Source organism: Paenibacillus wenxiniae, assembly GCF_039822605.1.
GTDB lineage: Bacteria > Bacillota > Bacilli > Paenibacillales > Paenibacillaceae > Saccharibacillus > Saccharibacillus wenxiniae.
This window is the reverse complement of record NZ_JBCGUH010000014.1, coordinates 84,505-99,266: the sequence shown is the minus strand read 5'-3', so window position 1 is coordinate 99,266 and position 14,762 is coordinate 84,505. Positions and strand designations below refer to the sequence as shown.

The 14,762-nt window shown below is 45.6% G+C and carries 6 protein-coding genes and 1 other annotated feature; of the genes, 4 read left to right on the top strand and 2 right to left on the bottom strand.

All coding sequences use genetic code 11. From position 1 onward, the window contains the following. Nucleotides 1-569: 569 nt before the first annotated feature. Nucleotides 570-3,665 carry a transglycosylase domain-containing protein gene (locus AAHF22_RS19450; protein ID WP_347326672.1) on the bottom strand — a complete coding sequence of 1,032 codons (3,096 nt, stop codon included), beginning with the start codon at nt 3,663-3,665 and terminating at the stop codon, nt 570-572. Between the two features lie 175 nt (nt 3,666-3,840). Continuing rightward, nucleotides 3,841-4,213: a binding site (T-box leader), on the top strand. 123 nt (nt 4,214-4,336) lie between these two features. Between AAHF22_RS19450 and tyrS the strand changes: the two genes are divergently transcribed. The 3 genes from tyrS to AAHF22_RS19435 all read left to right on the top strand — a co-directional run bounded on the left by tyrS (nt 4,337) and on the right by AAHF22_RS19435 (nt 10,517). Next, nucleotides 4,337-5,593 carry a tyrosine--tRNA ligase gene (gene tyrS, locus AAHF22_RS19445; protein ID WP_347326671.1) on the top strand — a complete coding sequence of 419 codons (1,257 nt, stop codon included), beginning with the start codon at nt 4,337-4,339 and terminating at the stop codon, nt 5,591-5,593. Nucleotides 5,594-5,748: 155 nt separating this feature from the next. Then, nucleotides 5,749-7,803: a methyl-accepting chemotaxis protein gene (locus tag AAHF22_RS19440; RefSeq protein WP_347326670.1), complete on the top strand. Its 2,055-nt coding sequence runs from the start codon at nt 5,749-5,751 to the stop codon at nt 7,801-7,803. Between the two features lie 428 nt (nt 7,804-8,231). Further along, nucleotides 8,232-10,517 carry a methyl-accepting chemotaxis protein gene (locus AAHF22_RS19435; RefSeq protein ID WP_347326669.1) on the top strand — a complete coding sequence of 762 codons (2,286 nt, stop codon included), beginning with the start codon at nt 8,232-8,234 and terminating at the stop codon, nt 10,515-10,517. 1,037 nt (nt 10,518-11,554) lie between these two features. Here AAHF22_RS19435 and rpsD read toward each other — a convergent pair. Continuing rightward, nucleotides 11,555-12,154 (bottom strand): 30S ribosomal protein S4, encoded by a 600-nt coding sequence (rpsD, locus tag AAHF22_RS19430; RefSeq protein WP_188775107.1) that lies wholly within the window; start codon nt 12,152-12,154, stop codon nt 11,555-11,557. 528 nt (nt 12,155-12,682) lie between these two features. Between rpsD and AAHF22_RS19425 the strand changes: the two genes are divergently transcribed. After that, a complete protein-coding gene (locus AAHF22_RS19425) occupies nt 12,683-14,671 on the top strand; it encodes a sensor domain-containing diguanylate cyclase (protein WP_347326668.1) in 1,989 nt (662 codons plus the stop codon). Nucleotides 14,672-14,762 lie beyond the last annotated feature (91 nt).

The window sequence follows — 14,762 nt, the reverse complement described above, 5'->3', positions numbered from 1 at the left end:
TAGCCTGCTTGTGGAGCGTCATCTCTGCAAGCAGGCTATTTATTTATGGTAGGGTCGATGATTGCTTATAATAGGCATCGTTTGAAGGTACATAAGTCGTTATACGCGGCATTTGTAAGGAATAATCGTAGTTAGCCTGTAAAAAGTATACACCCACTCTATACATTACTACATTCGCATATTACTATATTCGTACATCACTACATTTGTAAATCGCCAAGAAACAAACCGACCAGGAAAAAACGATCACACAATTAATTTTATACATAACGAAGATTATAAACTGACTACGCGACTACGTTCCCGCATTACTAAAATCACCAATAAACCAAAAGTATACTTCAATACATTAAAAGTCTACTTCAAACCGACACACTAGTTTATACACAAAAAAGCGCCCTTCATGCATCACATGAAAGGCGCTTTTTGCTATACAGATGGACGATTAAACCAACGTAAAGCAGTTTGCTTGTCAACCTGCTACACACAGCATATAGGCTTATAAAATAAAACACAATGCTAAGGCGATGCTCATTCAACTTTCATCTTCGCTTAATCGATATGTGCGATTATTTTGCCTGGGCAGGAGCGGATGGAGGGGACGATTCCCCTCCATTTTCAGCGACGACATAAAACCAGCCGCCATTTGCTGAACCTGCATTATACTGGAATGCGGGTTCACGTACAGTTCCTACAAGACTGAAAGGACCACCGTTGTTCTGGCTAAAATACACCTTGTACGATGTAGTCGGTTCAGCTGAAGCTGCCCAGCTGACATTCACTGCGCCGGAACCGTTACTTTGAGCGCTAACCGATGTAGGCGCTGCTGGTGCGGCTGCACCAGCGTTATCTGTTCCACTATCAGAGCCTGTACCCATTTCGCTGCCACCTGGGACGCCTTCACCATTAACAGGCGGCGGTGGAGTCGGGATGGGGCTATAACTTACCGAAGCACTAGGCGCGGACTCATGTCCACCGACATCGACTGCGGTAACGTAGAATGACGTATTGCCATTGCCGGCTACACTAGAGCTAAAGCTGCCTGTACCGAGTCGACCGGATTTCTGATATTGATACGATCCGTCGCCGTTGGAGCGATACAGACGATAACCGACCACATCGGATGAGCCACTACCGTTAAACGTAATGCTAGCACTATTGCCATTTACCGAGATGCGTACATTACTTGGTGAGCTTGGCGCACTGCCATCATCACGGCGTGGATCGACCTGTGTCGGTGCATCCGCGCTTGCGTCTTCCGGTATATAATGACTGAGCGAATAGCGATTGCCTCTCATTTTCGACAATGCGCTTTGCAGATCTTTGATCAGTTGCGAGATTGGCACTTCGCGCTTCACAACGGTACGCTGGCTTACCATATCATCCGGTGTGCTATCCTGTGGAATGTAATTCACACCGTTGTACGTAATATATTTTGCGTACGATACGCCGTCGTCAAAGTCTTTGGGTACAAATTTGGCATTAAAAATATCCGTGACCAGCTTGCCGGATGCGCGTGTTGCGCTCGTGGGCAACTTGCCGCTAAAGCCGGATACCGTTTGCGTAACGATGCCATCCGGTTTGCTAAACGAATCCGTCTGGAATAGCTCGGGATCACGATCGGTAACTTTGTTCATAATCGTAGCCCAGATCGCACGAGCGCGCTTTTTACCATCGTTAGACAGTGTATTGACCGGCTCTCGATAGCCTGCCCATACGCCGAGCGTCACATCCGGTGTAAAGCCCATAAACCAGACATCCGCATAATTTTGCGTCGTTCCTGTTTTACCAGCGATCGGAATTTTGCCGTATTTGTTAAATAGGCTTCGCAGTGAACGTCCGGTACCATCAGAACCGGAAATAACTGTACGCAGCATGTCTGTCATCAAATATGCCGTTTGTTTGGAATAGACACGTTGGGGATCTGCTTCATGCTTGTAAACGGTTTTGCCATACGGATCATCCATTTGCCTGATCATATACGCATCATTAAATACGCCCTGATTCGGGATCGAACCGTATGCATTGGTCAGTTCTTCAACGGTTACTCCATATTTCAGACCGCCGAGCACACCGGTCTGTGCAGAGTAATCGGCATCTTGAATCGTTGTAATACCGAGCTTTTTAGCAAATGCCCAAGCTTTGTCGATGCCGACTTTATCCAGAAACACTTTCAGTGCTGGCAAGTTCAACGATTCATTCAATGCTGTACGTGCAGTTACCAATCCCTGATAACGACCATTCGCATTGCCGGGAATATGGAAGCCTTTGCTGCCGTCTTTCAGCACGATTGGCGCATCATCCAGCACGCTTGCTGGCTGCACCGCACCGCTATCCAGAGCGGGCAAATAAGCCGCGATTGGCTTCATAGCTGAACCCGGCTGACGCATCATTTGCGTCGCATAGTTCATTTGTTCTTCCTGGAAGTTACGTCCTTCGATCATGCCCAGAATAGCACCTGTTTTATGATTGATCATCATGGCAGCCGTTTGTTCTTTTCCCTTGGTCTTGCTGTCAGGAGAGAAGTTGCTGCTGTCTTCCGCTACTTCATGCATCGTATTGTAGACCGTTTTGTTAATGGTCGTGTATACACGATAGCCGCCTGTGAGTAGCTTTTGACGCGATTCTTCAAACAATTGATTGTATTCTTCGGTCGAAAGTTTGGATGTGTCGAGCTTCGGATTTTCCTGCTTCATGACAAGCAGAGCACCCTGACGCTCAATTTCCATCATCAAATACGGATAAGTTGAGTAGGCTTTGGACGATGATTTAGCAAGGGCGCCTTTAATATCAAACGCAAGCGCTTCGCTATACTCGCCATTCGTAATTTTGCCCAGTTCCTTCATCCGTTTGAGTACAAGCTGCTGACGCTGAACCGCGCGATTGAAGCCGGCTTCGTTAAATTTACCACCACTGCTAAAGGCAGAGTAAGCGCTTGGCAATTGCGGAAGTCCAGCGATATAAGCCGCTTCTGCAATATTAAGCTTCTCCAGATCGTTCACACCGAAAATCCCTTTGGCAGCAGCTTTGATTCCGAAAATATTATAGCCATTCGAGCCTTTACCAAACGGCATTTTATTCAGATACGCAGTTAAAATTTCGTCTTTGGTCAAAAAGCGTTCAATTCGCATCGATAACAGCATTTCTTTAATTTTGCGATCTGCCGTTTTATCCGCACTGAGAAACACACGTCTTGCGAGCTGCTGGGTGAGTGTGCTGCCGCCTGTTTGCACAGATTCATTCAGCACTTTTTGCTTAACAGCACGAAGCGTACCATTCATATCCACACCCATATGTTCATAAAAACGGTTATCTTCTATGGATATAATCGCATTGATAACGGATTGCGGAATTTGATCAAACGTTACCAGGCGTCTGTCTTCTTCCGTTCGTAGCTGTCCAATTGGAGAGCCATCGCTAAAATAAGCAAAACCGGTTACGGCATTCTCATTAATAGCCTTAACAATCTCCTCACGTGAACGTACTGGGTCGTCTTTTACAATTGAAGTAACGTAGCCCAGCATAATTCCCCCACCAAACAATGCAACCGTAACGCAGAAAATAACAGTCCACTTTAAAGTGAGCCAGATTCTGCGCCCCCATGTACGGCCACGGGAAGCGTCGGCAGGTTTTTTAGATGGACGATTGTCCTTCTTTTCAGCCATTAGTTTTCCCCCTTTTACCAGCCACTATTATAGCATAAAATACTAGTCAGCAATCAGTTTCTTATGTAGGATAAAGAGCGAATAGTTCAAAAGTCTGAACCTGCACGCATTGACTTGTTTGGAGTAGTCATGTTATAAAGGTAGGTATATTTAAGTCGAGTAGCAATTTCATAGGTGAAAAGCGTGGAAAGACGCCCAGTAGAAGCGGAGAGCACTCTTTGCAGAGAGCCGGTGGTTGGTGCAAACCGGCAGAGACTTCCTTCGAATTACACGTCCTGAGCTGTCGAACAGCAGCATGCATCGTATAGATGATTCCGAATAGGAATATATACAGAGCAGCACTGTCCGACCGGAATATCCATTCCGTTATGTAAATGAAGTGGGAATGAGCCTGTTGAGCTGGCTGATGATCTTCAATCTGTAGATGTACCTTATTCATCCTGTATGAGATGGGAGGAGAGCGTACAGACGACAGTGTGATCATATAGCTTGCAGCGACGATGGTAATTCCAATTAGGGTGGTAACGCGAGATCTGCTCGTCCCTTGTCGGGGCGGCAGGTCTTTTTTGTATGCGTTGCCCCAGAGGAAGGACATCTATCGGTCTGTCATCCGTGCTGAACCTGCGTCATTTGTGAATGATTGTCAACAACATGAAAAGAGGGATATTATCATGGCAAAATGGGAACAATTAACGCCCCAGCAACAAGCTGAGGTGGAACGTCAACTTAGCGTCATTAAGCGTGGTACAGTCGAGATCGTACCGGAGGATGAGCTGCGTAACAAAATTATTAAGTCACTGCTAACCGGTAAACCGTTAACGGTAAAACTCGGTCTGGACCCATCGGCACCAGATATTCACGTCGGTCATACCGTCGTGCTGCAAAAGCTGCGTCAATTTCAAGAACTCGGTCATGTCGTACAGCTGATTATCGGTGATTTTACCGGACGCATCGGTGATCCAACCGGCAAATCGGAAACGCGTAAACAACTGACCGAAGAACAGGTGAAACATAATGCCGAAACGTACCAGAAGCAAATCGGTAAAATTTTGGACCCGGAGAAAACGACCGTCTACTTTAACTCGGAATGGCTCAGCCCAATGAGCTTTGCCGATGTCGTCAACCTGGCAGCTAAAGTTACGGTCGCTCGTATGATGGAGCGCGATGACTTTACGAAACGTTTTCAGGGTGGCTTGCCGATTAGCATTCACGAGTTTTTCTACCCATTGATGCAGGGGATGGACTCGGTGTCACTGGAAAGTGATATTGAGCTGGGTGGTACGGATCAGAAGTTCAACCTGCTGATGGGACGTACATTACAAAAGGAATACGGGAAAGAGCAACAGGTTGCGATCATGCTGCCGCTGATCGAAGGTCTGGATGGCGTGCAAAAAATGAGTAAAAGTCTGGGCAACTACATCGGTATCGACGAGCAGCCCAATGAAATTTACGGTAAAGCGATGAGTATTCCGGACGAGCTGATGGCAAAATACTACGAGCTGGCAACCGACATCAATAACGACGATCTGGCTACGCTCAAGCAAGGTCTGGAAAACGGAAGCGTTCATCCACGTGATGCAAAAATGAATCTGGCGTACACGTTTGTACGTATGTACCACGGTGTGGAAGCAGCAGAAGCGGCGAAAAACCATTTTGTAACGGTATTCCAGCAACGTGCATTGCCGGATGACATTCAAGAGTTCGTCATCGAACCATCACAGCTGGAAAACGGCACGATCGGCGTGATCGATCTCGTCAGTCTGCTTGGTTTTGCCGCATCAAAAAGTGAAGCAAGACGTAGCATTCAGCAGGGAGCGCTCAAAGTAAACGAGCAAAAGCTAGATGATGTGAATGCAGCGATCGAGCCAAAAGACGGCGATATCGTACAGGTCGGCAAACGTAAATTTGCGAAATTGAAATTGTCCTAATAAATTATAAATAACGGAAAATTTGCTTGAACAAGCGTCTCCTGATGAGGAGGCGCTTTTTTTGTCGAATAAATGAAGTTATACAGTAAACATTTGATGTGGGCATGTCGATAAGTACGGTAGAGAGAAGAGAGCTTACATTAGGAGGAGAACGTATGTTGAGATATCGATTCCGCAGTATTAAGACAAGAACGATCGCTACACTTATACCGATCGTACTGATCACGTTGATTCTGATCAGTCTGGTATCGTACCTGTTCTCACGCAATGCATTGAGCGAGCAAATTGATGGGGGGAGTATGAAGTCACTCCAGTTAATCACCAATGATATTGATGCTCAGCTGACGAATCATGCTGCTTTTGTATCTGCGATGACAAGCGCTGCGGAGACATTGCAAGGCAATACATCGATTGAAAACTATGGGCAAATCGGCATTCGCAATCTGAAAGCTGCTCCTTTTACGTATGGTACCGGGGTGTTTTTCGCAGATGGTGCTTTTGCTCCAGCGATCAAATATCGTTCCATCTATGCGTATCGTGAAGGCGACCAACTCAAAACGACACAAACATACGATGATCCGGCCTATAATTATTTAGGTCAGGCATGGTACACAGAAAGTACAGCCGCTAACGGGAAAGTCATTTATACCGAACCGTATTATGATGAAACGTTAAAATTAACATTAATTACAGCTGGACAGGCCTTTTATCGATCGGATGGCGGTCAGATCGCTGGTGTCACTACGGCGGATCTGGATTTGAGCAATATTGAGAATACCGTTCGTAAGCTGAATGTAGGCAATCATGGCAGTGCCATTTTGTTTGATAAAAATGGGGTTGTGCTCGCAAGTGGAAGTGGATTGACGAAGCAAGGGGATAAAGCAGCGGCTGTGCTAGGAACGAGCTTATCGGCAGAGATGCTGAAGAGCCGTTCAGGCGAAGGTACACTTCGTGCTGCTGAACGGTATAAAGTCGTATACGGTACGATCCAACAAACCGGCTGGAAAATTGCCATCTTACTTCCAGCCGCTGAAGTAGAGCGTCCGATGAACCATTTATTATGGTTACTCAGTGCGGTCGGCATCGTTGGACTGCTTATTATTTTACTTTCGCTCTGGTGGAACAATCGTGATCTGATTCGCGAAATTCGTAAAGTTCGCGAGCTAAGCGGACATATGGCAAAAGGCGACTACTCCCAGCATTTGTATAGTACACGCCGGGATGAATTTGGGCAGATGTCGGAAGAATTTAATGGAATTATGGCGGGTACGTCTGGCATTGTCGGCACATTACGCCAGGAAGCGAATGTGATTCATGTTTCGGCGGATCGATTGTCAAACGGTATGCAACAGGCAGCAGATGAAGCACGCTTTAATGTAGAACAGATGCAGCAGCTACGCCAGGGAGCCGAAGTACAGCTCGTTTCCACGTCGGAAAGTACGACAGCGATGGAAGAAATGGCGATCGGTATCCAGCGTATCGCGGAATCGGTGCAACAGGTGTCGGAAGCAACCTATGGCATTGATGCCAAAACGATGCAAGGCAACCAACGAATCGGTGATGTGAATCGCCAGATTCATGTCGCCAAAGACGCATTGGATCAAGTTGGTGATGTGATTCGTTCCTTGAATGAGCGTTCGGAGCAGATTAGCGAAGTGATTCATTTTATTCATGATATTAGTGGTCAAACCAAGCTGCTGGCACTCAATGCCTCGATTGAAGCGGCGCGTGCAGGCGAGCATGGACGGGGCTTTGCTGTAGTCGCAGCCGAGATTGGGAAACTGGCAGAAAGTGTAGGCACGTCTGCCAATCGCATCACCGCCCAGATCGGAGAGATGCAGGAAGAGACACGTACCGCATTACAAGGAATGGAAGAAGGCAGCTTGCAAGTGGGCCAGGGCTTACAGTTGCTCGATGAGATCAAAGAGCGCTTCACACTCATCCGCGATGATATTGCACGGGTAGCGGATGAAGTGCAGGAAGTATCGTCTGCATCGGAAGAAATGTCGGCAGGTTCGGAGCAGATTAGCGCCTCGCTCACACAGCTTGCTAATATTGCACGTACATCTTCGAGTTATTCGGCAGAAGCGCTAGAGCGTTCACGTAATCAGCTGCATTCGCTGGATAATCTGAATAGTTCGACCGATTCGTTGCAGGAAGTTACGGTAAAACTGAACGAGGTGATCGGTAAATTTCGTATTCGCGAATAGCGTTAACAGGTCGCGTCAAATCAAAGTCGGAGATGAATAAAGGTTAGCGGTCTGACATGGATGTGAATAGGCGTTCATGAGTAAAAGGGAATCTTCGCTTACTAGGAAGATTCCCTTTTTACTATATAACGATATGGTGGTAGCACGATAACAGAACAGACAGTTACTTGAAATGAACTAATTTTTATGAATAGATGCCGGATCGCATACAAATGAATGAAAACTCTTTTTATATTTTTTAAACATCATGACTGCACGTAACTTACGATACAAGATACTTAGTTAGAAAAGAAATAAAATATGTGAAATTAAACAGGATATTGCCTCCAATCGTATCGCTGAAAAGCTAAACATATACGTAATCTGACCGATATATATAGATTGTGCGCTAAGACCGCATCATTACATATAACAGAGGAGACAAAACGATGCTGCAAAGATGGCAATTCAAAAGCATTCAAGCACGCACATTAAGCACGCTGTTACCGATCGTGTTTATTGTCGTCGTGCTCATTAGCTTGCTGGCTTATGAGTTTTCTAAGCACAAGCTGAACGAAGAAATGGGTCGAACCGCTTCCAGTACGCTAGCAGGCGTAACTTCAAATATTAGTGAACAGGTATCGCGCAATTCGATTATTGCCACTTCCCTCGCTAACGCGGTTGGGCAGATTGGCCCGTCCATGAATATGGATCAATATGCACAGTTAACCGAGCGTTGGACGATGCTAAATTCGATGACATATGGCACCGGGATCTTTTTGGCATCCGATGTGTATGACGATGGTAAGCCTTATCATTCCGTTTATGCTTCCAGAAATGGAGATCGTATCAGTACAACGTTCCAATATGATGCAGCCGATTATAATTATTTGAATCAATCGTGGTACACGGGCACACTGGACAATTTTGATAAAATATATTACACAAAGCCTGTGCTGGACCCGAAAAGCAAAGTGCGTATGATTACCGCCGGTAAAACGATTCGCAACAGTACTGGACAGGCGATTGGTGTGGCAACCGCTGATTTTAACATCGGTAGTATTCAAGATTATGTAGGCAATATGAATATCGGCAATATCGGTCATGCTATATTGCTGGATGGCAACGGTCTTGTGCTGGCGAGTAGTCAGGCGGATCTGAAACCGGAGCAAGTATTTAGCGGAGCAGACGGTATCAATAAGCAGGCGATGGCACTTGTGCAGAGCCAGCCCAAAGGGCAGACTACCGTATCGTTAAATGGTAACGCGTATACGCTCTATTTTGATACGCTTACGGATACAGGTTGGAAAACAGCAGTCCTATTATCAGAAGCAGAAATTCAGCGACCTGCGCGCGAGATGTTAAATACGCTGCTTATTATCGGTATCGTCAGTCTGATTTTGCTAACCGCAGCGATTTTGTGGAACAATCTGGGCATGATTCGTCAAATTCGCGGGATTATGCAAATGAGTCGTCGGATGGCGGAAGGTGATTATTCAGGTCGTTTGCAGGTGAATCGCAAAGATGAGTTTGGACAGATGGCAGCAGAATTCAACCGCATTCTCGAAGCGACAGCGCAGATTGTACGCAGACTGAGCCAGCAATCTCATGCGATACGGGATACTTCGACTGAAGTAGCTCATCGTGCTGCCGAAAATGCCGAAGCAGCGCGTTACAATGCCGATGAGTTGCAACAGGTGGAGTTGGATTCACGTACCCAGCTTCAAGCGACAGATGAGAGTACACTGGCGATGAGCGAGATGGCGACAGGCGTACAGCGAATTGCCGAATCGGTGCAGGAAGTTGCCGAAGCCGCTCAGCAGATGGAGCAGCAAACGCGCGAAGGTAGCGAGCAATTGCGAAAAGCGGTCAAACAAATCGATTCTGCTAAGCTCGTGATGGACGAGTCCGGTAAAATGGCAGAAATGTTAAATAACCGTGCATTACAAATTAATAGCATTATCGATATTATTCATGGCATCAATAAGCAGACGACATTGCTGGCACTCAATGCTTCGATTGAAGCCGCACGTGCGGGTGATGCAGGACGTGGCTTCGGCGTAGTTGCTAGCGAGATTAGTAATCTGTCTGGTCATGTCGCCGAGTCCACCCGTATGATTACCGAGCAGATCAAAGCGATGCAGGAAGAAACCGCCGTCGTACTTGCAGGCATGGAAAATGGGGCTATTCGTGTCACAAAAGGGATGTCTTCACTCGAAGAAACGAGCCGTCTGTTCGAACAGATCCAGCAAGGCGTCGAACGCATGTCAGCTGAAATTCAGGAAGTATCATCCGCATCCGAAGAAATGTCCGCAGGCTCCGAGCAAATTAACGCTTCATTGGACAATCTAGCCGATATTGCTAAAAACACATCACAACGCGCTTCTATGGCAACAGGGCGTTCTACAGGCCAGCTAGAATCGCTAGAAAATCTGGAAACATCCGCACATTCCCTACAACAAGTAGCAGATGTGCTCAACGAACTTGTGTCCCAGTTCAAAACAGAAGAAGAACCAGCTACCAACGTACAAGCAAATGCAAGCAGCGCTGTTGATGCTGATCTAAATGATACCGATATAGCAATAGATACAGAACAGAAGTCATCGAATCAGAGCGCAGATGCCAATAACGAACCCGTACCAGCAGATGCACATTCCACATCTGTAGAACATACGGATCAAGCACAACAGGAGCAAGCAGACGAGCCAATAAAAGACACTCGCCGCGGCGCATAATGCGGAATCCAAGCCAGACCTTTAGCTTTCATCTTTAAGTTGGAACTTAAAGATGAAAGCTAAAGTACAAAGCTAACGTACAAAGCTCCACCTTGAGCCATCGCGCGGAACAATCAATAGTAAGTTGTTATATCGTTTGCTGTATAGATCGATGGTATGTTATTTATTACAGAGGGAAAACAAGATAACGATTCTATATCCTGCGTTATATACTCATTCGTTATATGGTTAGCGATACCAAAGTGCGCGTGACTGTTAGTTGATTTTTAAGTCATTTTCAAATGACGTATGATGTGCAGTAATCATTCTCTCTAATTGTTTATAATTTAATGCTAGCTATCGTCTACAATTACGTCAAATAATAGCCTGAACAGTATACATGCACACGCATAGAAATACTGCTCAGGCTATTTGTATGCGTGTGCATGTATAGACAAAAGAAAAACTGCTATTGCATTCAACAAAGCTCCCACTTAAACTCAGCAAGGTTTGAGGTTTGAGGTTTGAGGTTTGAGGTTTGAGGTTTGAGGTTTGAGGTTTGAGGTTTGAGGTTTGAGGTTTGAGGTTTGAGGTTTGAGGTTTGAGGTTTGAAAAATTATACTGCGAGCAGCACAGAACGGAGGCAAGGAAATAAGGGGTAAGGACGACTTACAGTGTTAGCGATTTTCTAACACGGGGTTCAATAAAAAAGATTTTTGCAAAGCAAAATATCCTACCTCTTAAGTGTTAGCGACTTCCTAACACGAGGTTCAATAAAAAAGATTTTTGCAAAGCAAAATATCCTACTTCTTAAGTGTTAGCGACTTCCTAACACGAGGTTCAATGAAAAAAGATTTTTGCAAAGCAAAATATCATACTTCTTTTGAGCACAGGAATCTACAACTTACTCCTACTCCGTAGATTCCTGTGCGAGACGGACTTCCGTCTCCTTATTCCTTGCCGGAGTGGTGCCCCACACTAGCATCACTTTATTCGAAAACTACAAAACCACAAACAAAAAAGCGCCGGAATTATCCGGCGCTTCGTTTTCGTTGGGATTAACGGTTGTACCACTCAACGATTTGTCTTTCGTCGATGTCTTGAGTCAGCTCAGAGCGCTCAGGCAGACGAATGTATTTTGCTTCAACTGCTGCTTCGTTGAATTCAACGTAAGCTACCAGATGAGTGCGGTTTTCCAGAGCTTCTTTAACGGAGCTCAGACCACGACTTCTTTCACGCAGACCAATAACATCACCTGGTTTTACGGAGTAAGAAGCGATATCTACTTTTTTACCGTTTACAGTCACGTGACCGTGAGCTACCAGTTGACGTGCACCTGGACGGCTGTTTGCGAAACCAGCGCGGTAAACGAGGTTGTCCAGACGGCTTTCCAGCAGGAACATGAAGTTCTCACCAGCGATACCGGACATTTTTTGTGCTTTTGCAAACAGAGTTGCGAATTGTTTTTCACCCAGACCGTACATGAAACGCAGTTTTTGTTTTTCTTGCAACTGCATACCATAGTTACTCATTTTTCTACGTTGGTTAGCACCATGTTGTCCCGGAGGGAAAGGGCGTTTCAATTCTTTACCAGTGCCGCTCAGGGAAATACCTACGCGACGGCTTAATTTAAATTTTGGACCAGTGTAACGTGCCATTTATAGCAAGCTCCTTTTTAAATAAATATAGTTGGTTGTTAAGATCGGGGCTTTGGGTCTTTGATTCATGTTGCCGCGTTTTGCCTGTCGTGGGTCGGATAGAAAACCGCACTACTAATAGGAGAGTTCAGCCGCTGTCCTAATAGCGACAAAAAGCGCGAGGGTGAAACAACGTTACGCCCAAATTCAGAATCTATCCATTCTTCATCAAGGATAAATTATATCGCATCAAAAATAACAAAGTCAATCATTTTCGCGGAAATAATTATTGATATTTTTTTCGAGATTACCGATATAAATAGTAAACCGATTTCGCTCTATACAGGCTGAACTATTTTTGGTTTTTTCGAAGTAATAGAAATGGTTACAAATATAGAGATAAAGGCAGGACCGCATTTTAATGCGATTGTTTCTTTTTGGCAAAAACATCATGTTAAAATAGCATAATTAAGTATGTAACTGTATATATTACAACAAATATGAAATATGCTTTATGGAATATACAGCGTAGAAATTGGGGAGGCTTTTATGTCAAACAATTCGTGGAACTCGCCTGCACAGAACTGGCGTACTGAAGATCAACAGACCTCATATCCAGTCGTGCCCGTGGCAGACGAGTCGTTCTGGCTGCAAAATGTCGATATTACAGCCTCCGATTTCCCGCACATCGAACCACTGCTGGAGGAGAGCCTGTCCGACTGGTTGCAGCAAAATGCTGCGCTGGACAGAGTGGGCAAGGCGAACTGGTTTTTATTTAATAATGAGTTAAAACCGCTTGTGCGCCCGAGTCGTGCACATGATAGCTTATGTGAAGGAGTACAAATAGTAGCAGCAGAAGCATTGCGTCTACGTCATGCTACAGAAGGTCGAACCCAGTCTAAAGCAGCGGCTGTAGGGTACTCCCAGGTGATGGCTATGCCGCTGTATACACGCAATCATCAGCAATGTTTTGCACTGCTTGCCTGTATCGTGGCACCAGAGCATCCGTTGTCACTGAATGAGTTGGAAATTCTCAGTATGTATTATGCAGCGACTTTTTATAAACGCTTTGAATATACGTATGTAGCCGATATGCTCTATTCGGCTACTGTCGTTGAACGTGAGGCACAACGCCGTTCAGTGCTATTTCAAGTTATCCAGCGGATGTATGATAAATTTGAAATCGATGCGTTGATTCATGAAATGTTTGATATCGTCGATCAGATGTATCCGCAGGTTCGATTTGAGCTACTTGTAGCACAGGATTACGAGACTACGATTCCACGCGTCAAGCTGCTACAGCTGCAAAGTCCGCTGGAAGATATGTGTGTGCGCTCGTTTACAACAGGTGAAGTGGCGGTGGAAGTTCATTCTCGCTCTGAAGGGCATTCCGATCAGATGGAGACAGCGATTCCGTTGATGGGCAAACAGGGTGTATACGGTGTGTTCCATTTGCTGTCTGAAGTGCCGCTGGAGGAAGAAGATTTAGAGCTGCTCGCTGTAATTGCCGATGCAGCAGGGCGGACGTTTGAAAATGCAAAACTATACGAGCAATCCAAGCTAATGAATGAGGATTTGCGCCTCATTAATGATATATCGAAACGGATGAATCAAAGTTTACATTTACAGCAGATTTTCAAATTTGCCGCAGATGAGTTACTGCAAGTATTTGGGGCTGACTTTGTCGTTGCGATGTATCTCGATCAGGAGAAAGGCGTATTTGAAGTTATCGATGGCAATGTGGAGCATCTGATCGGTTGCACGGTCGATCAAGAGGAAGGGCTGACAGGTATTTTGTACCGCGATAAAGAGCCGATTATCCTCTCAGATTATTGCAGCAACCGAGGTGTTGATTCTGTGTTTATGCGTGAAACAGGTGCATGCTCGATGATCGCTTCACCGATGATGAGTGGTGGCGAAGTGAACGGAGCTATTTTCCTCGGACATAGCGACCGTCATTATTTCTCGTATGATAATTTCAAATTGCTGCAAGTCATTACGACCCATATCGGACTGGCTGTATCCAACGCGAGCTTGCATGCCGAGCTGAGCCGTATGGCAAGCAAGGATGCACTAACCGGTCTGTATCAGCGTCGTTATCTGGATGAATCGATTAAAAATTATCAAAATGCAACTTACAGTGGCTCCTTGCTGATGGTCGATATCGATAAATTCAAAGCAGTTAATGACACGTATGGTCATCAGGTGGGTGATGAGGTGCTGAAGCAAGTGAGTCGTGTGATCCAGCGTTTAATTCGTGATGGTGATATTGCTGCTCGCTGGGGTGGTGAGGAATTAGCGGTCTATTTCCCACAGGTAGACAAGAGCCGTGCACACACGATTGCGGAAGAAATACGGATCGCTGTATCGGAAGAAACGAATCCAATGGTGACGGTATCGTGCGGTATCGCCGACTGGAACTGGAAAGATCAGGACGTGAGTGTGGAATCGTTATTTTATCGAGCAGACCGTGCACTTTATCAAGCGAAGCATAGTGGACGTAATCAAGTATGCCTCGATTTGAGTCTTCGTCCGTAATGGGACGATATAGGTTTTAGAAATAAATGCTAGTACAGTAGTGACCGGCAGCATCGTTTTTACTGCGTTTTCTATACCCGCCAGTATATTC

Coding starts and splice junctions, on each gene's coding strand:
- AAHF22_RS19440 (WP_347326670.1), top strand. CDS start 5,749: ATGTTGAGATATCGATTCCGCAGTATTAAGACAAGAACGATCGCTACA.
- AAHF22_RS19435 (WP_347326669.1), top strand. CDS start 8,232: ATGCTGCAAAGATGGCAATTCAAAAGCATTCAAGCACGCACATTAAGC.
- AAHF22_RS19450 (WP_347326672.1), bottom strand. CDS start 3,665: ATGGCTGAAAAGAAGGACAATCGTCCATCTAAAAAACCTGCCGACGCT.
- tyrS (WP_347326671.1), top strand. CDS start 4,337: ATGGCAAAATGGGAACAATTAACGCCCCAGCAACAAGCTGAGGTGGAA.
- AAHF22_RS19425 (WP_347326668.1), top strand. CDS start 12,683: ATGTCAAACAATTCGTGGAACTCGCCTGCACAGAACTGGCGTACTGAA.
- rpsD (WP_188775107.1), bottom strand. CDS start 12,154: ATGGCACGTTACACTGGTCCAAAATTTAAATTAAGCCGTCGCGTAGGT.